Genomic DNA, 21,436 nt, shown 5'->3' with positions numbered 1-21,436 from the left:
GTAAGCTCTATAATTATGCTGTTTATTCCAGTAAAGAAAAAGCTTGAAGAGGCTGAGTCTGATTATGGAACGCTTCAGTTCAGGTTAATAAACTAATCATTAAATAATAGGGAGAGACCCTGCTCTTGTATCTCACTAAAATATGATGGAAGCAGGGAGATCTGATGAATAATAGGCAAAAAGAGATTTTTCGCATTTTGTTAACAGAATCGAACCGATTATTGTTAGTGCAGAATCTAGCTGATGAGATCAACTGCTCAGAGAAAACCATTCGGAGCGATCTGAAAATTATAGAAGAATATATAGAAAGGTACTCAAATACAAGCTTGGTGAAAAGGCCGGGGCGGGGCATTTATCTGGAGATTGACGAAGCCGATCAGGCTGATTTATTCCACCGTCTTTATGCAGGAGAAAGTTCGGCTAGACATGAATCCGACGAGGAAAGAGTTCTGCATCTCGCTTATCGGCTGCTGATGGATGCCAAGCCCGTAGCCATTCAGGACTTAGCGTCGCAGTATTTTGTGAACAAAGCTGTTATTCGTAAAGATGTAGAGAAAATTGAGGTGTGGTTACAACCCTTTAATTTAGCCTTAATCTCCAAGCAGAGAGTTGGCCTTGCAATTGAAGGCTCCGAAAAAAATAAAAGGACGGCTTTGGTGCGCTTGGACCAGTTGATAGACAGCTCGGAGTTGACGGGACAGATGATGATGAAGCAATTTGAGCAACACGAGATTGCTGGCGTATACAATGAATTAAGGGCGCTGCAAAAACGGCATTCGCTTTATTACACAGATGAAGCCTTTGAAAGTCTAATGCTACATATTTTGCTGATGGTCAAACGAACCAAACTTAAACAACCAATCTCTCTCTCCGATCAAGAAATTGCTTTTTTGCAGAAAAAAGCGGAATTTATATGGGCCGAGGAGTTTTTGCTGCGTTTGAAACGGCTGTTTGCCGTGTCTTTCCCCAGTAAAGAAGCAGCTTATTTAACATTGCGCCTACTTGGTGGGAAATTCCGCTATCGTCAGGAGAGTGAGGGTTCTAGTGGGGACGATTTGGCGGACAGACAGCCTCTCTTACAGGGGATTGTGGAGCAGCTGACGCGCCGGATGTCGGTGCTTAACATGATTCAGTTTTCCCAAGATCAAGTATTGATGAATGGTCTGAAAGTTCATTTATATACTACCCTGAACCGTCTTGATTACGGGCTGGCCGTGTCCAATCCGATGCTGGCCGAGATCAAAAAAATGTATCCCTATATGTTCGACCGGGTCATTGTTGCGCTGGAAGAGATGGGTGAATCGCTTCATTTATCTATTCCCGAGGAAGAAGCAGCCTATCTGACGCTGCATTTCCAGGCATCTGTTGAAAGGCTTCATAAAGGCCAGAGTAATCCAAAAAAGGTGATTATCATATGTCACATGGGTATTGGTATGTCCCAACTGCTCCGAACGAAAATTGAACGTAAATTTCCATCTGTGCATGTGGAAGCATCGATGGCCAAAGCGGAAGTGCATGACTATTTAGCTACCCATAAAGTTGATCTTGTCATTTCTACCGTCGCTCTTTCGGGGCTGAAGATCCCTCATATCCATGTCTCCCCCTTGCTGGAGGCTAGAGACGAGCGAAAGCTGGAACATGAAATTAAACAGCTTGATGAGCCAAACAACAGACAAGAATCCATTTTTTTGAAGTACACAACACCATTTCTAGTCTTTCTCCAGCAGGATGTGCAGCAGCCAGACCAGATTATAGCTAAGCTGGGGCAAGTATTGGTGGACAAGGGATATGCGGAGGCAGGTTATTCGGAAAGCACTCTGGGGAGAGAAAAAATGTCGTCTACGACTATAGGGGGAGGGATTGCCATTCCGCATGGTAGCCCTCAATTGATCAAACAATCGGTGATTGCAATCGCCACCTTAAAGCAGCCACTCCTCTGGGGAACTGAAAAAGTGGAGCTCGTGTTTATGCTAGCGTTAAAAAGTGAAGAACGGGAAGAAGCGAGGCAGCTATTTAAGGAATTGTCGCTGATCAGTGAGCGTCCGGCTTTTGTCAGTGCTTTGTCCAAGGAAACTGATGTGATGAAATTTCTGAGCAGACTGAAAGGGTAAATTAAAATTAGGCTATACACACGAAAAAGCATGACCTTTTAATATCGCTTTATTTTTTTGACAAGAATAAATTTAGTTTTTCCGGAAGTTGCGGTAAAATTCCAATCTGAGAAGGAGATGGTTGGCGTTTATACTATGAATGTAAGCGGAAACATTTATAGTGAAGGAGAATGGTTATGAAAATATTGGCAATTACCTCGTGTCCTAACGGAATAGCACATACGTATATGGCCGCCGAAAATCTTCAAAAGGCGGCAGCTAAACTAGGCATCAAGATGAAGGTTGAAACTCAGGGTTCTATTGGAGTGGAGAATCAGTTAACCGAGCAGGATATCCGTGAAGCGGATGGCATAATTATCGCGGCAGACAAAACGGTCGTAAAGGATCGGTTTGTCGGCAAGAAGCTGCTTGTAGTTGGCGTACAGGAAGGCATCCGCCATCCGGAAGAGCTGATCAGACGGGTGATGAGCGATGATGTGAAGGTCTACCGAGCACAATTACGGTCTGCTGAAGATATCAAGCAGGAGAAAAAGTCGAAGCAAAATCCGATTTACCGCCATTTGATGAATGGTGTGTCCTATATGGTGCCGTTTATCGTTGTCGGCGGCTTACTGGTCGCAATTGCGCTGACCCTTGGTGGCGTGAAAACTCCGGGAGGACTAGTCATACCGGATGATTCATTCTGGAAGACGATATTGGACATCGGATCGGCCGCATTTACCTTCATGGTGCCCATATTAGCCGGTTTTATTGCGATGAGTATTGCGGATAGACCAGGTCTTGTTCCGGGTATGGTAGGAGGATTCATCGCCGCAAACGGAAGTTTTTACGGAAGTGAGGCGGGAGCTGGATTCATCGGCGGAATTATCGCCGGTTTCCTAGCGGGTTATGTAGCGCTTGGAATCAAGAAAATGAAAGTTCCTAAGGCACTAAAACCTATCATGCCAATCATCATTATTCCAATATTAACCTCCCTGATTGTCGGTTTGATTTTTGTATTCCTGATTGGTTCTCCAATCGCACAGCTGTTTGAATCCCTGACGGGGTGGCTCGCAGGTATGCAGGGTACAAGCTCGATTTTGCTAGCCCTGATTCTGGGTGCGATGATTTCTTTCGATATGGGCGGTCCAGTGAACAAGGTTGCATTCCTATTCGGCTCGGCCATGATCGGAGAAGGTAACTATGAAATTATGGGCCCAATCGCCGCTGCTATTTGTATCCCTCCAATTGGTATGGGACTTGCAACGATGATTAGCAAACGTAAATTTGAACCGGCAGAACGAGAGGCCGGCAAAGCGTCATTTACAATGGGACTGTTTGGTATCACCGAAGGTGCAATTCCGTTTGCCGCACAAGATCCTCTGCGTGTCATTCCGAGTATCATGGTAGGGTCGATGGTCGGTTCGGTGATAGCGATGCTTGGCCATGTTGGGGACAGAGTAGCCCATGGTGGACCGATTGTAGCCGTGCTTGGTGCAGTAGACAATGTGTTGATGTTTTTTGTCGCCGTCATTGTCGGTTCGGCGGTAACAGTTGTCATGATCAGGCTGCTGAAAAAGGATGTTACAGCTGAAACCCAGGCTGTCTTGGGAGAAGCGGATCTTGAATATTCTGTCATAGTAGCTGAGAAAACTACCACAGACGTGTCGGCATTGGAACAGGCAAATGACCGGACCGCGACGGAAGCGCCAGCCATTCACATTGAGAAATTAACCGATATTCTTACACCGGATTTGATTAATCTGGATCTGAATGGAGATACTAAGGACGCTATTATTAACGAAATGATTGGAGCGCTGGAGAGGGCCGGAGCGGTAAGCTCTGCCGGTGAATTCAAAGAGGCTATATTGGCCCGGGAAGAAGAAAGCTCGACAGGCATCGGTCTGAATATAGCCATTCCCCATGGTAAATCGGACGCCGTACTGAAGCCAAGCATTGTATTTGGTATCAAGCAGAACGGAGTAGATTGGAACAGCCTAGACGGAAGCGAAGCTAAACTGATCTTTATGATAGCGGTGCCACGCAGCAGTAAGGGAAACGCCCATCTTAAAGTACTGCAAATCTTATCTCGTAAGCTGATGGATGATGATTTCAGGGGAGATCTCTTGGCGGTTAAATCCAAGGAAGAAGCATACCAGTTGCTTGGTCAGGTGTATTGATCCAATACGCTGAGCTTAAAGTAAATAACAAAAGAGGCTTTCTCGCTGTTGCAGCGGAGAGCCTCTTTTATGATTAATGATTTTGTTTTGAAGAAGAGCTGGTATGGTGCACCGCCCCTTACTCCTGTACAATTTAGAGAATAGTAAAACTGAGGAGGGATAGGAATGGCACGTGTCTTATTTATTAATGCTGGATCAGAGGGACATATCAATCCAACGATTGGCGTTGTACAGGAGCTTATTTCTCGTGGAGAAGAGGTAGTGTACTTCACTATAGAAGCTTTTCGGGAGCGTATGGAGGAGACAGGTGCTATAGTACGGACATTGGACGCTCAACAATTTATAAAAGCCTTTATTTCAGGTGGGAGAGATTATCTGCTTGAAAGAATCAATGGGCTTTTACTTACGGCGGATATCGTTATACCAAGCGTTCTTGAACAGATTAAGGGGGAGCATTTCGATTACATCATCCATGATTCGATGTTTGGTTGTGGACGTTTACTGGCTCAAATTCTTAATCTTCCTGCAATCAACTCTTGTACTTCTTTTGCACAGACAAAGGAATCATTTGATCAAGTCATGGAACGATTCTACACAGAAGCCCCTGCAGAAATAGTAAAAGCTGTAGACGATAGATTTCAAAGTCTGAGCGTAAAAATAAAGGAACAATATGGTGTGCAAATTCACTCTCCTTACGAAGTGTTCTGTAATCCTGCACCACTTACAATCGTGTATACGACAAGGGAGTTTCAACCTTATGGAGAAACCTTCGACCTATCGTATAAATTCGTGGGTCCTTCCATCTCTTCACGATTAACGCCAGATCATTTTGATTTTTCTGCAATCAAGGGGAAGGACCTAATTTACATTTCAATGGGTACGGTCTTCAACCAAGCAAGTGATTTCTATAAGCTTTGTTTTGAGGCATTCGGGAATACGGAGCATACGATTGTTATGTCCATTGGGAACAAAGTGCAAATCTATGATTTGGGAGAAATTCCTCCCAACTTTATAGTTAAAAACTATGTTCCACAGACGGATATATTACAGTACACAAAAATATTCATTACACATGGTGGAATGAATAGTGCGCATGAGGGTCTCTACTATGGGGTTCCGCTAATTGTAATCCCACAAAGTGCGGATCAGCCGATCATTGCGGAGCAAGTCGTCAATATTGGAGCGGGCATTAAATTACAAATGCAAGGATTAACTGCAACCGAACTGCGTGAAGCTGTAGAGCTTGTGCTCACCCTTCCGTCATTCCAAAAAGCTGTTGCAACGACTAAAGATTCCTTTCGGACATCCGGTGGACCTCATCAAGCTGTTGATGAGATTTTCGAATGGAAGTGTCAATATCTTGGTTAGTGTGCATGGCCATCCGTTGAAGGATGGCCATATTTGTTTAACTTTCGAGACAAGCCTATCGCGTACTCTCCACATAATTAAAAATAGCATCTCTCAACTCAAACTCGTACGTTAAACCATTCACAAGTCCCACCACATGATTGCTGTCATACAGATCAAGCATGAAGCCAGCCATTTCCTTTGCGGTATGGAATTTCCGCACAGCGCCGTGATATTCGAAATTCGTGACATCGAAAGCACGTTTCGCGAATTCTGTTTCTGTTGCGGCAGGTGCCAACACTTTAGCCTGCATAGGTGCACCTTGACTCTTCAACTCATGGGATAGTCCTTCAGTAAATGCACTTACATAAAACTTCGTTGCACAGTACGTTATAGCATTGCCTACAATCGTATAACCGCCACCAGATGAAACGTTAATTAATTGCGTGCCATCAATAGTGGAGTAGTCTCGAACGAATAAAGAGGAGAGTATAGTCAACGCTTCTATGTTCAGATGTAGCATTGTAGTTATTTTATTTAAATCTTGCTCGGCCACTGAAGCAAAGTTTCCAAATCCGGCATTGTTGATCCAGGTTTCGATGGCATATCCTCGCAGGCTTTCATACAACGTATAAGCATTCTCGATAACGGATAAGTCAATCTTTTGAATGACAAACTCTACATTAGGATGAATACGAGCGATTTTAGACTGTAATTCCTCTAGCTGTTCCTTTCTGCGGGCCACAAGGATTAAGTTTTTTCCACGAGAAGCAAAAGCTAGGGCAGTTTCATAACCTATCCCTGAACTAGCCCCGGTAATTACAGTATATTTCATGTGATTTCCTCCTATTTTTCTACGAGAATGTAATTCGATCTTACAGCGATTTGATTATATAGGTTAGAGTTTACTCTAAGGCAAATGTTTTTTATAATCAGGGTGACTTTCAAAATAAAATAGATTAGAGGATATGCATGTACACGATTAGCGAGGTATCCAAGTTATTGGAGATAACCACATATACACTGAGATATTATGAAAAAGAAGGGATCGTTGCTCCGATACGCAATGCGAATGGAGAAAGGGTATATGATGATACTCATCTTGCTTGGCTGCGATTTGTACTGAGGTTGAAACAAACCCAAATGCCCATCTCACAAATCCGGCAATATGCCCAGTTATATTTAGAAGGAGAACATACAAGCCAAGCCCGCTTGAATCTTCTGGAAGATCATAGAAGCTCAGTTCAGGATCAAATCAGACATTTAACAGAGACAGAGAGGATGCTGAACGACAAAATTGCTAATTACAAGGTCTTCATTAGTAAAGGGAATACACTGGATTTGTCTATGGATGATTAGTTGTAAAATTACGCTTTATCCATGAAAAAGGGGATTACCTCAGGCCTCACGGCCAACAGGTAATCCCCTTTTCCTCATACATATGGATCTGTTGCAGCGTTTATTATTTCAGAGGAATTTTGATCTCTAGTTGCTTGTTGTAATTTTTAACTACATTACCTTTGGCATCTACTTTATAAGCCCCTGCAGTGCCTTTTTCAAACACTGCTTGATAAGGTCTGATAATGAGATATTCTGCGGCCGGGCGAAGCGCCTCGAACAATAAATCTTCAGAAACAGTATTCTGGGTTGTTGCAACAGATTCCCGTGCAATATATTCTAATTCATTTCCCAGATTATCATAAATATCATATCCTAAAGCCTGTGCTTGGGTAGCAACCCCTTTAACTGCTAAAGCAATGCGCACAGAAGTCTCTCCCACAGCAACACGATTAGTTTTGATTTCAAATTGGTTGTCTTTCTTTAAAGCTGGTAGCTGAATGTTACGCGCTACTCCTGCTTGCTTAAGAGAAAACTTTAGTACATACGGATCTTCGATTCCGTTAAGCTTCACATGGATGCTCAATTCAGAGGAAGCCAGGCTTGCCTTTTGCTGCTCAGTTAGCCATCCGGTCTGCAATACAACAACCGCCTTGTTGGCGTCACCATCACTGATCCAGCGTGGTGATTTAAAATCAATTCCACCTGAATTAGTGAGCTTGGCGTCTACTGCCATAATGGTTCCTTCTGCAAGGTAAGGCTCACCTTTATCGTTCAAGGTTACCCCTGCGAGCATTCCTGAGAACAGGGATCCCTCACGGCTCAGATCGATCTTAATATAATTACCGTCAAACTGTGCACTGCCCTTTAAAGTAAGCTGATCGTGTGAATCGGCGGCTTTTGTTGTATTCAGGGAAGCTTCAGCGGCGGTTTGAACACTGGCTGCTTGGGTTAAAGCCGGCATTCCCAACGCTCCAAGGCATACAGCAGCACTTAAAATTACAGACAATTTCGTTGTCATTTTCTTCATGATATCATTCTCCTTAGTGTTTATTTAACTAGCACGTTTATTTCCAGGCCATCGATATAATGCTTCACAGGATTTCCGGAGCTGTCTGTTTTGAATGCGCCACTCTTACTTTTTGGATCCTCGAACTCATAAAGATAGCCACGGATTGTGAGCATATTGGGATGTTTCTCGAACGGCTCTACAAGCAGATTCAGATCCTGTGATCTATTGGATGAAAGGAGTGCTTTTTGCGATATATTTTCCAAAACCAGTCCCTGTTCATCCGTCACTTCAAAGCCCAATGTATTAAAATCTGCGTAATCCCCGTCAGTCTCTTGTTCAATGTTGAGTAACAGACGCGTGGTTAATGGGCTATATTCCAGCTTTTGCAGCGTCAGACTCCATCCCTCTGCTTGTGCGCGCATATCAGGTACGACAATACTATTTTCTGTAACCTTACGTGCAGGAATCTCCAGAATGTATGGTGTATCTATACCGTTTAAGAGAAGGGTTACAGTCAGTTCAAATTGATCAGGGAAAGGCTTGGTGATCCCCAAATTCGAAGAATCCACCAGTTGAAAAATAGCTGTACTCTGCTCCTTGCCTTCCATCCAGGTTAGAAAAGGAACAGCTTCCCAATGACCATCTGAGAATTCCTCCATTGAAACCCCATCGATCAAAACTTCTGCGGACATTATTGAACCTTTGCCTAGAAAAGGCTTCCCATCCGCTCCAATCGTCACGCCGGTGAGCTTCCCGTCCAGCCCTTCTCCCTCGCGCTTCACTGAGAATGCCAATCGGTTGCCATCAAATACAGCCTCTTCGGAAGACAAGGTGATTCCATCATGCGTATCACTGCTATTCGGTCGGGTAATCAGACCCAGACGCTGAGCAGCTTGCAATCCTATATCATCTGCCCGTTCAAAAATTCCGCCTATCCATGGAAGCTGCTTGAGCGCATTGGCCAACGTTGGCGGATAGACGGCCGTTAGCATAACACTTAGCACTATCGCTGCAGATACAGCAGCTGCGATTTTTGGATATATCCTTTTTTTCTTTTCCTTTTCCACAGGATCCTGGACAATTGTGGCGAGTGATGCATAAATCGAATCCTGCCGCGACCGCAGTAAAGGTGGAAGCTCCTGTATATTAGCCTTTCCTAGCTCCCTGATCTGCTTTTCTAAATTGTTATTATTCATTAGCAAGACCCTCCTCCCGCACAGGATGTATCTGTTTGGACAACAATCTCCGTGCGCGATGAAGTCGTGCCCTGACCGCTCCTTCGGAGATGTCGAGCACATCTGCAATCTGCTTAATGGATAAATCGTCATAATAAAAAAGCACGATAGCAAGCCGCAGGGATTCGTCCAACTGATTAATGAAGCTTTGCAGGTCTACGTTGCCTGAATCTTCAAAATGCACATAGGAATCGACCGGTTCTTCGGGAATTTCCGCCACAGCTATAGTTCGCTCTCGCATACGAAGTAACTGATTGCATTCATTAATCAGGATGCGTATAACCCAGGTTTTAAAAAACTTAGGCTGCTTAAGGTTGGCCAACCCTTTATACACCTTCAGTGTCGTCTCCTGAAGAGCATCCGCGCAATCTTCATCTTTTAGCAGAATGGTTTTGGCTAATCTGTACAACTGGGATTCCAGTTGCCTGAAAAGACGGGTAAACGCCTCGTGGTCGCCTTTCTGCGCTTTTTTGATATCCAGTTCGTTTTCCAGCAAATGATTTTTCCTCCTTGAGGGCCCTCTGTATGATTAGATGGAGAAGGTATACAAAAAGTTATATTTGGATAAAAAAATCTGAAATCTATTTAATATCATCTATTCCAGAATAATGGAAAACGAAGATTAAAGCCTATAAAGCTTGCTTAAGCATACAAAATGTTATCTTTTCATCCGTTACTAAATATTTTAACTATTGGTATATTGATTTGTAAGTGCTTACATAGCTTAGGACGCACACATATGCATCTGAAAATTTAGAATGGAAGGTGATCAGAACGTGAGAGTTAATCAAAAGGGTATCTCTGCATTTTTAGCAGTGTTATTGCTGCTAAGTTCATTCTCATTCAACATGAGGAGTGCTTTGGCTGCAGATTCGAACAGTTCTTTAATAGTAAATGGCGGTTTCGAGGACAATTTCTGGGAAGATGGATCATGGAGTGTCGATACGTCAGATTGGAATCAAGTAGAAATTAAGCATTTTGCATATGCCGATGATACTTGGCTAAATCCAGATGAAGGAGCTCATGCTTTCAAATATTGGATTAACAAAGTCGCTACTGGAAACCAGACCATCTCGCTTAAGCAGACTATAACGAACCTCCCTGCGGGAAGTTATGAGCTCTCAGTCAAGTCGATGGGCGGTACTGACAATGAGACGGGGAATGTTGAATTGTTTGCGGGTGACGAGAAGGCATCCGCTGTTGCTACCACTGGCTATAATGCTTGGGGAACGCTCACCCTGAAATTTATCTTGAAGCAGGATACCCCGAGTCTTGAGGTTGGTGCGAACATAAGCGGCGCTCCAAGCGCATATGGATTTCTGGACAGCTTTGAGTTGAAACAGTTGAGTACGGATACGACCCAGCCGGTGCCGGCGGATATTTTTGTAAAGAAGGTGGAAGGACTCCAGCCTGATTTTATTAAAGGCGTGGATATCTCCAGTATTATTTCTTTAGAGAATAGCGGAGTCGAGTTTTACAATGAAAACGGAGAAGTGCAGGATATTTTTACAACCGTACATGAAGCCGGGGTTAATTACGTTCGGGTACGGATATGGAATGATCCTTTTGATACAGCTGGAAAAGGTTATGGTGGTGGCAATAATGATCTGGCCACCGCGATTGAAATTGGGAAAAGAGCGACCGCAAACGGTATGAAGCTGCTAGTGGACTTCCATTATTCCGACTTTTGGGCCGATCCGGCCAAGCAGCATACGCCTAAGGCATGGGCCAATCTGAGTTTCGAAGATAAGAAGACTGCACTTTACGAATATACCAAAGTGAGCCTGCAAGCCCTGCTTGATGCAGGTATTGATATTGGCATGGTTCAGGTAGGCAATGAAACGAATGGACAATTTGTTGGTGAATCTAATTGGACGAAGATGAGCCAATTGTTCAATGAGGGAAGCAAAGCCATTCGGGAGATCGATCCTAATATTCTGGTTGCTCTGCATTTTACAAATCCGGAGTCGGCAGGCAGATATGCCACTATAGCGAAGAATTTGCAAGATAACAATGTAGACTATGATGTGTTTGCAAGTTCTTATTATCCATTCTGGCACGGTACATTAAGCAATTTGACATCCGTGTTGAAGCAAGTAGCTGATACTTATGGTAAAAAAGTAATGGTAGCCGAAACCTCTTACGCGTATACCGCAGAAGACGGGGATGGACACGGAAATACAGCGCCGCAAAGTTCAGGTCAAACTTTAAACTACCCTATCAGCGTTCAAGGTCAGGCTAACTCAGTTAGAGACGTGATCGAAGCGGTTGCGAATGTGGGTAAAGCGGGAATTGGCGTGTTTTATTGGGAGCCTGCTTGGCTTCCGGTAGGTCCGAAAGAAAATCTGAAGCAGAATAAGTTGATTTGGGAACAGTATGGTTCCGGTTGGGCATCCAGCTACGCGAAGGAATATGACCCTGATGATGCAGGGGAATGGTATGGCGGAAGTGCCGTTGATAACCAGGCTTTGTTTGATTTTAACGGACATCCGCTTGCCTCGCTGAATGTGTTCAAATATGTGAATACAGGCGCAGTGGCCCCTATTGCTGTAGATGAAATTAAGGATGTTTCGATAACGGCGATTGCTGGGGAGCCAATCCATCTGCCAACAGACGTAAGTGTTACTTACAATGATGGAAGTTCCGGCAAGATGTCAGTGGTTTGGGATCAAGTTGCGCTTGAGCAAGCCATTAGCAAGGGTGCGGGCAGCTATGTGATTGGTGGAACGACGGAAGGCGGTCAGGTGGTAAAGGCTCTTCTAGTTATTAAAAAAGAGAACTTTATCATCAACGCAGGCTTTGAAAATAGCGATAGAAGCATGTGGAAAATCACCTATGCTGACGTTAATGCTCCACATACAGACTACCAAAATAAAGTTACAGATGCCAAAACAGGCAACTATTCACTACATTTCTACTCTGCGAAAGCAGTGGATTTTAGAGTAGAGCAGACTATTTCTGGTCTGAAGCCGGGATATTATAATCTTTCGATGTTTATTCAAGGGGGAGATGCTGCCAACCCCAATATGAATCTGTTTGCTGTAACGGATGGTAAGGAAGTAAAAGTAAACACCGGTGTGAAAGGATGGGCACAGTGGAATAATCCTGAGATTCGGGATATTCTCGTTACCGATGGAACGCTAACGATCGGAGCAAATATCAAAGCCGATGGCGGCGCATGGGGAACGATTGATGATTTCTATTTAAGCTATGTAAGAGGTATTGAAGAGTCTGCTATTGTTGATACAAATGCAGAAGTACAACAAATCACTTCTATGACTGCTAAGGTTGGAGGAAACATCACCTCGGATGGTGGTGCTGAGGTTACAGAGCGGGGTGTTGTATATTCCACTACCGCCACTCCTACAATTGCTGACGGTAAGGCCATAGCTGAATCAGGTGGAACAGGAGCCTTTTCAGTGAAACTTACGGGACTTCAATCGGGATCTACCTATCATGTACGTGCCTATGCCGTGAATGGAGTCGGAGTTAGCTATGGGCAAGAGATTACGTTTACGACATTAAGTTCTAGTGCAAGCTTGAATAGCATGAATTTGAGCGGCATAACATTGGATCAAACAGTGAGCGGAAGTGTATACGATTATACAGCGAGTGTACCGTATTCCTTATCTAACTTCACAGTGACGGCAACGGCGAGCGATGCTGTTTATGGTACCTTGACAGCGAGTGTGTACAATAGTGCCAATACGCTTGTGGCTGGTCCGATAAGTTTGGCAAGCGGGGAGACAAGCGTAGAACTTCCTCTTGAAGTAGGTAGTAATCGTTTGGAGTTATTCGTAATTGCCCAGGATGGCACAGGTACTAGATATACTGCAACGATAACGAGAGCTGCGCAAGATAACGGTTCTGATGATAATGGCAACGGTGGTAATGATGGCGGTAGTAGCTCCAACATCGTACTTCCGGTTATCTCCACCAACGGGAAATTGACGCTTCCCGCAGGTCAATCCGGTGAAGTCAGACTGGATAATGGGCTTGTGATTTCTATTCCGGCTAATGCTTCAGGCAAGCAACTGACATTAACAATTGAGAAAGTACTCCAAACAGAGAGTCTTCTCAGCAATCATGAGATTCTCGTAAGCCCGATCTATGAGATTCTAAAAAACTTCGCGGAGAACTTTAGTAAACCGGTCACGCTAACCTTTGTGTTCGATTCAGGACAAGTGAAGAGCGGCCAGACTGTAGCGATCTTTTATTATGATGAAGTGAAGAAGAGCTGGGTGAAAGTTAATGGCGGCAAAATAGATGGAAATCGCATTGCTGCAGATGTGGATCACTTTACGAAGTTTGCTGTACTCGTAGTGGATCAAGCGACTGGATTACCGGTAACCAATGCATCTACTGAACCGACAACAGAGGCTCAATTTAGCGATATCTCGGGACATTGGGCACAGGCTAATATTAAGAAAGCGGTGAGCGAAGGGATCGTCAAGGGTTATACCGACGGAACGTTCAAACCGAATGGTGCGGTGACACGCGCTGAATTTGCGGTGATGCTGATGAATGCGCTGAAGCCAACAGGAAACGGTGTGGAATTGGGCTTCACAGATACAATCCCTGCTTGGGCTGAGAAGTCCATTGCACAAGCTTTAGAGGCGAAGATTATACGCGGCTATGAGGATGTTACCTTCCGTCCGGCAGCGAGCATAACACGTTCGGAGCTAGCAGTTATGATCTCTAGAGCAGCAGGGGGAGATTTAACAACGGCGGCATCAACAGGCTTTGCTGATGATAGCCAAATTCCTGCATGGGCAAAGGATGCGGTTGCAGCCGTGAAGAAATCAGGCATTGTGAGCGGGCGTAACGGCAATGTATTTGCACCAAATGAGACGGCAACAAGAGCAGAGGCAGTAACCATCATTATGAATCTGCTGTAAACTAAATAGTAAACTTACTGTAGTAAGAAAAAAGACCGTCCTTAGGACGGTCTTTTTGTCTATTCTCTATATGTGCCCAAGCTTGGCATTCAAAAAAAGAAGAACCAGCAGAGTCTGCTGGTTCTTCTTACTTATATAAATAATTTGCATGCAAAGAAAGATCGTGATATTATAAAATAATCACTGTTGATTTCACGAATTTACACATAAGTGTAACATCTTATCTACACTATTATAATACCATGTGGATTAACAGTTTGTCAAATTTTAATTTTTGCTTCTTTATAACAAGAATGAAAAGGAGCGTGTTCGTGAAGATGGTAAATGTAATGGATTGGCAGCAAGAACAAGATCGGCTTGATTTGGTTACGGAAAAGCTGCAATCAAGAATCGCAGAACTAGAGCCAGAAGTGACTGGGCTACGTGATCAAGTGGTGGACATTCGCAAGCGGTTTTGGGAAGAAGTCACGGTCAATACGAGCACAGACGAAGATTTCGAAGAGACCTTCTACAGTATAAAGCAGCAAGAAGCGTTGTTGTCGGAGCGGGAGCGCAGCCACCGGCAGCGGGTGCAGCGTTTTAAGAATATGAAACGGCTACTGCCATCTCCCTATTTTGGGCGAATGGATTTTCAAGAAGATGGTTTGGGCTTGAGTGAGAAAATTTATATCGGAGTGGCTTCTTTCGTTGATGCAGACGGTGTGGACTTTCTGGTGTATGACTGGCGAACGCCTATTGCAAGCATGTATTATGATCATTCCCCAGGGCCATCTACTTACGAAACGCCGGGAGGACAGATTACAGGTGAGATGATGCTGAAGCGGCAATATCAGATCCGTTACGGTCAGCTCCAGAACGTGTTCGATACGAGCTTAACGATCGGGGACGAATTGCTTCAGCAGGTGCTTGGCAAAGGCGCAGATTCACAAATGAAGAGCATTGTGGCGACCATCCAGAAGGAACAGAACGCCATCATCCGCAATGACAAAAGCCGTATGCTTATTGTGCAAGGAGCGGCTGGCAGCGGAAAAACGTCTGCAGCGCTGCAACGGGTAGCGTATTTATTATACAAACACCGCGATAGGCTCAAGGCAGATCAGATCGTTCTTTTTTCGCCAAATCCGATGTTTAACAGTTATGTATCGACGGTGCTCCCTGAGCTCGGCGAAGAGAATATGCAGCAAACGACCTTTCAGGAGTACCTTGCCTATTGGCTCGGATCCACGATGAATTTGGAGGACCCCTTCGAGCAGATTGAATATGTACTGACGTCACAATCCTCGCAGGGGTATGAAGCACGGTTAACGGGGATGCAATATAAGGCTTCTGAGGCTTTCCTGCATGCTCTTCAAAGCTACGCGTTATGGTTAGGCAAAGAAGGTATGCTGTTCCACAGTATCCGTTTCCGGGACCGCGAGTTGATTACTGCGGAGCAAATGAAGTCGCAATTTTACAGCTACGACAGCTCTATACGATTGGCTAATCGCGTTGCTTTACTACGTGAATGGCTGCTGCGTGAGCTGACTAAGCTAGAGCGTCAGGAAATGGAAGCGCCCTGGGTTCAAGATGAAGTCGATTACCTCGACAACGATCAATATGCCGAAGCTTACAGTGAGGTGCTTAAGAAGTACCGGCGAGAGGAAGCTGTCTTCGATTTTACAGAGCAGTATCTTGAAATCTATGGCGATTTTCGTACTCAGAAGGACGGGGAAGAGAATGTCTTTGACTTTAGCTCACAGGAAGATGAGTTACTGCGTCGTATGATCGTGAAGGAGCACTTCAAACCGCTAAGACGGGATGCCAAACGGTTGAAATTCATAGATACGATTGGATTATACGAGCAGTTATTTAGGGATGAAGCCACGTATCAGAAAATGACGGGTGAGACCGAAGTGCCTGACCAATGGTCAGAAATTTGTAAGCAGACGAAGGAAAAGTTGAGCCGTACCGAGCTGTTTTATGAGGATGAGACCCCATTCCTATATTTAAAAGAGCTTATCGAGGGTTCGCGTACGAATACAATGGTGCGGCATTTATTTATTGATGAAGGACAGGATTATTCGCCGTTCCAATTCGCGTTCCTCAAGCAATTGTTTCCCCGCGCCAGCATGACAGTTCTCGGCGATTTCAGTCAAGCGATTTTCCCGCAAGCGACGAATCTGCAAGAGGTGAATTCTCCTTTGATCCGGCTTTATGGTGAAGAGGAAACGAATCTATTTCGTTTAATCCGAAGCTATCGTTCGACTCGCGAGATTGTGGAGTTTACGAAGGCGCTGCTACCTAATGAAGAGATCGTGCCTTTTGATAGGGGCGGCAAGAAGCCGCACCTATTGAAGGCTAGCAATGAGGTGGAGCGGGCGGTACGGATAAAAGAGGAGCTTGCGGCGCTTATGGCCGAAGGTCTCGACTCCATCGCCGTTATTACTAAGACTGCTGCGGAAAGCCGCGAAGCCTATGAAGCACTGCTTGCTCAGGGTGGGGAGAATCTGCGGCTTATTACGAAGGAGACACTCACCTTTGAGAAGGGAACGCTAATTATTCCTGCGTATCTTGCTAAGGGCGTAGAGTTCGACGCCGTGCTAATCTACGATGCTTCTACACAGACTTATCATCGGGAGAGCGAACGTAAACTCTTTTATACAGCTTGTACGCGCGCGATGCATCGGCTTCTGCTATACACGACAGGCGATTGGTCGGGCTTTATTCAAGCCTTGGATACCTCTTTGTATGAGGAAGTGTAATTAGACATATCAAAATCAACCTCTTCAAGAAATTCGATAACTTCCCCATTGGGGCTGTGAACGATCGCGTTCTTGATCAGAAGAGGCGGTTCACCAAGAGAAAGCGAATCTGGTTCTATAAAAGCCTTTGCTCCATGAGCAAGGGCTTTTTGGTACATTTCATCTACATTATCCACATAGAAGGCGAAATGTAAGAGTGCTCCGTGAGCTATATCCTCTTCAGACAAGGCTTTTTTGCCTTGGGCTGCAATGACTGCATCCTTATCAAAAATCTCTATGCAAGTTCTTTGATCAGGTGAAATAAGCATTGAAGCTTCTTTGATTTGAAAGGAGGGCAGACTCCAATGATGACCTAACTTAAATCCTAAGGCGTCAATGTAAAATGAAATTGTTGCTTTATAATCTTTGGCTTGAATCGCTATATGTGCAAGACCTTTTACGCTCATTATTAATCACTCCTATATCTAATGTACTATTTATTATAGTTGGATTAAAATAGGAGATACATATATAAGATAAGTGTTTTATCCTGACATGGTTATTGAATATAAGGTATTTTAGTTGAATGGGTTTATTTATTAAAAAGAGCTAGGAGGCGCTTGATATGGAACATCTTATGGATGATATTGATAAAAAGATTATGCAATTATTGCAGTACAATGCTCGAATGCCCATTTCACAAATCAGCAAAGAGGTTTCGATGTCACAACCATCCGTTAAAGAAAGAATCATTAAGTTGGAGGAAAGGAACATCATATCGGGGTATCATACAGCTTTTAATTTGCGGGATCTGAACCGGGGTACGACTACTTTTATTCTAATCAAAACAGAACATTGCCAAGAGCTCATCGATTTTTGCAACGATGCTATGGAAGTTACCGATTTGTTCCGCATTAGTGGAGAATATAATTATCTCATTAAGGTACAGACCTCAACGATTGAGGCGCTTGCTGAATTTCAAGATCATCTTATAAAGTTCGGACCTTCCAAATCGCATATCAGCTTGAAAAATATTTTGGAGAACAGAGTGCTACTCTAAAGCGAAGTTTCCAAATACAAGATATAGTAACCGCTTTCTTTTCATTGTAAAATGGGTCAAAATAGCATTCGTATTGATACGTATATAAGGGAGCATGCGCATGGAGAGGAAACTGTCTAGTAAAAAGTATATTCCATTCACATACAAGATGATGATTCCGTATCTCATTCTTGTATTGCTGACAGATGTGCTGGTTGGCTATATAGCCTATACAATGCTCGTAGAGTCCAGGACTGAAATGGCGGAAACGAATGTCCGGACCGCATTAAAGCAGACGAGGAACAACATCGAATACCAGACAGATGAAATCAAACGTATGACCAACTCGCTGTTTCTAAATACGAATTTTCAGAATGCCCTTCAGTTCAGGGGAGATCCTTTGGAAAACATGCTCAAAATGAGAGATGATATCGTTCCTTATATGAAGGCCCCTCTGCAACTGTATGGCAACAAGCTGAGACTTGCGCTTTTTACGGTCAATGAGACGATGCTTGAAATTACCGGTGATGATATGTCGACACCTATCGGTCGAAGTGATTATTATGTTCTTTCTGATCGGGTGATCGAGAATACGGAGTGGTTTAAGTCGATTGTTGCGAATAATCAAGATAGTTTGTGGCTTCAAGCGGATACCGACCGTGAGCTAGGTAATATTTCATATTTCCGTAAGCTTGTTTCTTCCAAGGCAGCACCTGCGATTATCGGATATATTCGCGTTACGGCGAGGATTGATGAGCTATTTGGTAATTTTGATACTTTTCCGATTGAACAGGGGATTGAACTTCGTCTGTTGGATAGGGCTACAGGAATGACTTTGTATGAACAAGGTGTTGCTGCTGAAGATACGAAACAAGATGATTATTTAATTATTAGTGAAGATATTCCGGTATCAAGCTATGTCATTGAGGCGCGCGTACCTCACTCTTATTTGAACAAAGATGCTAGTAGAATGCGGAAGGTGATTGGTACCGTTTGTTCCATCAGTTTTTTGGTGATGGCTATTATCGGTTTTCTAGTTGCACGTATATCTGGCAAGAAGATCAAGCGGATTGTGTATTTGGTTCGATCTTTTCAGGAGGGTAATTTTTATAAAAGAATCGGATTTCCAGGGAACGATGAATTTGTCTATATCGCTAATAGCTTCAATCAAATGGCGACCAGCATTCAGGAACTCATCCGGAATGTCTATGTGCAGGGCATTCAGAAAAAGCAAGCGGAGCTGGATGTGCTTCAAGCCCAGATCAGTCCGCATTTCTTGTACAATACACTGTCGACCATCGGCAGTTTGGCCAATTTGGGGGAAGTGGAGAAGGTTACGCAGATGGTACAAGGTCTCTCCAAATTTTATCGACTCACATTAAACGATGGGCATGTATATATCTCCCTTGAAAATGAGCTGGAGCAGGTGAGGATGTATCTGGAAATTCAGAGAGTGAAGTATGCGGACGCCTTTGAGGTTTATTATGATATCGATCCGGAAATTTTACAGGTGCCTATTATTAAGCTGATTTTACAACCGTTTGTGGAGAATATATTCAAGCACGCCTGGTTCGGGGAGACTATTGCGATTCGTATTACTGGAAAGCGGCTGGGTGACCGCATCGAACTCAAGGTCATTGATAACGGGATCGGCATGCGGCCGGAGACACTTCAAAACATGCGATCAAGCGCATATCAACCAGGCAGCTACGGTCTGAGAAACGTGGAAGAACGAATTAAACTGCGATACGGGAGCGATTTCGGCATTCAAATCGGTAGCTATTTTGGAGCGGGAACGACAGTTCAAATTATTTTACCGGTGGAAAATGCAGAGATCAGGGAAGTGATGGGGGAGTGAGGAGTATGGCGATGGAAATCAATGTTCTGCTGGTGGATGATGAAGTAATCGATTTGGAATGGCTTAGACGGCGTGTAGCCGGCAGTGATCATTTGCCTTTGCATAGCGTGAGAACGGCAACAAGCGGGTTTGCCGCTCTGAAAATGATGGAGCAGCACCCTGTAGATATCATTCTCTCTGATATCGGTATGCCGATTATGTCAGGCGTGGAATTTGCACGGAAAGCGAAGGAGATTAACCCAGAGGTCCATATTTTATTTATTAGCGGACATCAGGATTTCAATTATGCCAAGGAAGCGATTCAATTGAACGCATACAGTTATTTGCTTAAGCCTGTGGATGATGACGAGCTGAACGAGACGCTGACCGAACTCTGCACAAAGATTGAGAAAGAGAGGACGCAGCGTACTTCCTTGTCGGAAACGCTGACGCTTGTTAATCAGGAGCTACTGCTGCGGTGGTTTAACGAGGCTGCACCGGGACAGGTTGAAACGCACATTCACAACGTTCTCACGCCATACTTACAAGGTGCATCAGCGGTTGCCATCATTGAGATCGACGACATGGCGCGAAAAATCCAAACCTGGACGGAAGAAGAGCGGAGTTTGTGGAGCAGCACTGCCAATCAGTTTATCCGAAAGTTTGCTCAGGATCAAAATTTGGGCATGGTGATTACGACTTATGACTATCACTTTGTGATCCTTGCTGCGGTTCAGGAACAATATTTTACAGCTTTGCTGGAAGAGTTGATTCGGGCGTTCTATCAGGAGTTCTCCTGTTCGATTACGATCGGAAGAGGAATGTACACAACCGACCCGGTCAAGCTACATGATTCCTATCGGCAGGCGCAGGCCGCTCTAAGCATTAAATGGATCGTAGGGAAGAATAGGTTGATCCAAGATGCCTCGGAATGGTCTCCAAAGGAAAAGATGGCTTCGGACTTAGAGGTTATTGTGGATCGTATGCTTAAAGCTATGCTCGACTACGACCTTACCACTATTGATGATTGCTTGCTTCAGCTATTTGCCGGAGACAGCCCGATCTCCCAGAAAAACGACATCTACGATATCATTATCCGGATTACCTCTAAGCTTCATGCTGATCTGCAGCAAATGAATGAGCATTTGTACGAGATTTTGAATTGGGATTCTCATCATCCTTTTGTGCTGTTTCAGTTCGAAACGGTGCATGATATCCTTTCGTGGCTGAGAAGAAGATTCTTTGAACTGTCGGAGCTGCTTTATTTGAAACGCCAAAGGCAAAAGCGCAAGTTAATTGATGAAATCACGGAGTATGTGAAAGAAAGATTAGATCAAAAAATAACGCTAAACGAGGTCGCCGCACATTTCGACTTTACCCCTAACTATCTAGGGCATCTGTTCAAGGTCGAAACCAATAGTCTCTTCAGCGATTTTCTAAGTGAATTGCGTATGAAGCGGGTATGCGAGCTGCTCGAGGATCCAACGAAAAAAGTATATGAGATTGCGGAACAAGCCGGATATAAAAATATTATTTATTTCAATAGGCAGTTCAAGCAATATATGGGCATGTCGCCCGGCGAGTACCGGAAGAAAAATAAAATCTGAATCGATTACTTATTGAGGAGGCTCATGTTCTATATGGAACAGGGGCTTCTTTTTTATCGAAATTGTTTATGAATCGTTGAATTAGTATTATGTTTAGTTGTTTCGCTGAATTATCTCACCGCCGCCTTCCTTT

At 44.1% G+C, this 21,436-nt stretch carries 14 protein-coding genes; 9 read left to right on the top strand and 5 right to left on the bottom strand.

Translation table 11 applies throughout. From position 1 onward, the window contains the following. Window positions 1–164: 164 nt before the first annotated feature. The 3 genes from NSS87_RS30475 to NSS87_RS30465 all read left to right on the top strand — a co-directional run bounded on the left by NSS87_RS30475 (window position 165) and on the right by NSS87_RS30465 (window position 5,638). Complete coding sequence (locus NSS87_RS30475; protein WP_042193003.1) at window positions 165–2,111, top strand: BglG family transcription antiterminator; 1,947 nt, start codon at window positions 165–167, stop codon at window positions 2,109–2,111. A 176-nt stretch (window positions 2,112–2,287) separates the two neighbouring features. Then, a complete protein-coding gene (locus tag NSS87_RS30470; protein ID WP_042193002.1) occupies window positions 2,288–4,270 on the top strand; it encodes a PTS fructose transporter subunit IIABC in 1,983 nt (660 codons plus the stop codon). A 165-nt stretch (window positions 4,271–4,435) separates the two neighbouring features. Then, a complete protein-coding gene (locus NSS87_RS30465; protein WP_339244097.1) occupies window positions 4,436–5,638 on the top strand; it encodes a macrolide family glycosyltransferase in 1,203 nt (400 codons plus the stop codon). A gap of 55 nt (window positions 5,639–5,693) precedes the next feature. Here NSS87_RS30465 and NSS87_RS30460 read toward each other — a convergent pair whose 3' ends face one another. Next, the gene (locus NSS87_RS30460) at window positions 5,694–6,452 is read right to left on the bottom strand and encodes an SDR family NAD(P)-dependent oxidoreductase (RefSeq protein ID WP_339244096.1); all 759 of its coding nucleotides are present in this window, start codon (window positions 6,450–6,452) and stop codon (window positions 5,694–5,696) included. Window positions 6,453–6,589: 137 nt separating this feature from the next. Here NSS87_RS30460 and NSS87_RS30455 point away from each other — a divergent pair, with 137 nt between their 5' ends. Next, window positions 6,590–6,976 carry a MerR family transcriptional regulator gene (locus NSS87_RS30455; RefSeq protein WP_042192999.1) on the top strand — a complete coding sequence of 129 codons (387 nt, stop codon included), beginning with the start codon at window positions 6,590–6,592 and terminating at the stop codon, window positions 6,974–6,976. A 103-nt stretch (window positions 6,977–7,079) separates the two neighbouring features. On the opposite strand, the gene NSS87_RS30450 is transcribed toward NSS87_RS30455, so the two are convergent. Genes NSS87_RS30450 through NSS87_RS30440 form a run of 3 tightly spaced genes read right to left on the bottom strand, consistent with a single transcriptional unit; the run spans window position 7,080 to window position 9,698 of the window. Then, entirely contained in the window at window positions 7,080–7,985 is a 906-nt protein-coding gene (locus tag NSS87_RS30450) for a DUF5643 domain-containing protein (protein ID WP_339244095.1), read from the bottom strand. Between the two features lie 20 nt (window positions 7,986–8,005). Further along, the gene (locus NSS87_RS30445; RefSeq protein WP_339244093.1) at window positions 8,006–9,163 is read right to left on the bottom strand and encodes a DUF4179 domain-containing protein; all 1,158 of its coding nucleotides are present in this window, start codon (window positions 9,161–9,163) and stop codon (window positions 8,006–8,008) included. After that, window positions 9,156–9,698 carry a sigma-70 family RNA polymerase sigma factor gene (locus NSS87_RS30440; protein WP_231573368.1) on the bottom strand — a complete coding sequence of 181 codons (543 nt, stop codon included), beginning with the start codon at window positions 9,696–9,698 and terminating at the stop codon, window positions 9,156–9,158. The genes NSS87_RS30445 and NSS87_RS30440 overlap by 8 nt, the downstream gene beginning before the upstream one ends. Window positions 9,699–10,050: 352 nt before the next feature. Here NSS87_RS30440 and NSS87_RS30435 point away from each other — a divergent pair, with 352 nt between their 5' ends. Together NSS87_RS30435 and helD are read left to right on the top strand one after the other, a co-directional pair. After that, entirely contained in the window at window positions 10,051–14,100 is a 4,050-nt protein-coding gene (locus NSS87_RS30435) for a glycosyl hydrolase 53 family protein (protein ID WP_339248710.1), read from the top strand. 317 nt (window positions 14,101–14,417) lie between these two features. Further along, entirely contained in the window at window positions 14,418–16,841 is a 2,424-nt protein-coding gene (gene helD, locus NSS87_RS30430; RefSeq protein WP_042192992.1) for an RNA polymerase recycling motor HelD, read from the top strand. On the opposite strand, the gene NSS87_RS30425 is transcribed toward helD, so the two are convergent. Then, window positions 16,805–17,287 carry a VOC family protein gene (locus NSS87_RS30425; protein ID WP_042192990.1) on the bottom strand — a complete coding sequence of 161 codons (483 nt, stop codon included), beginning with the start codon at window positions 17,285–17,287 and terminating at the stop codon, window positions 16,805–16,807. The two genes, helD and NSS87_RS30425, sit on opposite strands and share 37 nt — an antisense overlap. A 158-nt stretch (window positions 17,288–17,445) precedes the next feature. On the opposite strand from NSS87_RS30425, the gene NSS87_RS30420 reads away from it, so the two are divergent. From NSS87_RS30420 to NSS87_RS30410, 3 genes are all read left to right on the top strand, one after another. Next, a complete protein-coding gene (locus tag NSS87_RS30420) occupies window positions 17,446–17,880 on the top strand; it encodes an Lrp/AsnC family transcriptional regulator (RefSeq protein ID WP_042192988.1) in 435 nt (144 codons plus the stop codon). Between the two features lie 100 nt (window positions 17,881–17,980). After that, window positions 17,981–19,717 (top strand): histidine kinase, encoded by a 1,737-nt coding sequence (locus NSS87_RS30415; protein ID WP_339244091.1) that lies wholly within the window; start codon window positions 17,981–17,983, stop codon window positions 19,715–19,717. A 5-nt stretch (window positions 19,718–19,722) separates the two neighbouring features. Next, window positions 19,723–21,303, top strand: coding sequence for a response regulator (locus NSS87_RS30410; protein WP_305953466.1), 1,581 nt, complete (start codon window positions 19,723–19,725; stop codon window positions 21,301–21,303). Window positions 21,304–21,436: the final 133 nt, after the last annotated feature.

The sequence above is a fragment of the Paenibacillus sp. FSL F4-0243 genome (genome assembly GCF_037963295.1).
Taxonomy (GTDB): domain Bacteria; phylum Bacillota; class Bacilli; order Paenibacillales; family Paenibacillaceae; genus Paenibacillus_AQ.
Note: the sequence above shows the minus strand (reverse complement) of the source record. Positions and strands in the feature narration are given on the sequence as shown.

Coding starts and splice junctions, on each gene's coding strand:
- NSS87_RS30470 (WP_042193002.1), top strand. CDS start 2,288: ATGAAAATATTGGCAATTACCTCGTGTCCTAACGGAATAGCACATACG.
- NSS87_RS30455 (WP_042192999.1), top strand. CDS start 6,590: ATGTACACGATTAGCGAGGTATCCAAGTTATTGGAGATAACCACATAT.
- NSS87_RS30420 (WP_042192988.1), top strand. CDS start 17,446: ATGGAACATCTTATGGATGATATTGATAAAAAGATTATGCAATTATTG.
- NSS87_RS30475 (WP_042193003.1), top strand. CDS start 165: ATGAATAATAGGCAAAAAGAGATTTTTCGCATTTTGTTAACAGAATCG.
- NSS87_RS30435 (WP_339248710.1), top strand. CDS start 10,051: ATGAGGAGTGCTTTGGCTGCAGATTCGAACAGTTCTTTAATAGTAAAT.
- NSS87_RS30415 (WP_339244091.1), top strand. CDS start 17,981: ATGGAGAGGAAACTGTCTAGTAAAAAGTATATTCCATTCACATACAAG.
- NSS87_RS30460 (WP_339244096.1), bottom strand. CDS start 6,452: ATGAAATATACTGTAATTACCGGGGCTAGTTCAGGGATAGGTTATGAA.
- NSS87_RS30450 (WP_339244095.1), bottom strand. CDS start 7,985: ATGAAGAAAATGACAACGAAATTGTCTGTAATTTTAAGTGCTGCTGTA.
- NSS87_RS30410 (WP_305953466.1), top strand. CDS start 19,723: ATGGCGATGGAAATCAATGTTCTGCTGGTGGATGATGAAGTAATCGAT.
- NSS87_RS30445 (WP_339244093.1), bottom strand. CDS start 9,163: ATGAATAATAACAATTTAGAAAAGCAGATCAGGGAGCTAGGAAAGGCT.
- helD (WP_042192992.1), top strand. CDS start 14,418: ATGGTAAATGTAATGGATTGGCAGCAAGAACAAGATCGGCTTGATTTG.
- NSS87_RS30465 (WP_339244097.1), top strand. CDS start 4,436: ATGGCACGTGTCTTATTTATTAATGCTGGATCAGAGGGACATATCAAT.
- NSS87_RS30425 (WP_042192990.1), bottom strand. CDS start 17,287: ATGAGCGTAAAAGGTCTTGCACATATAGCGATTCAAGCCAAAGATTAT.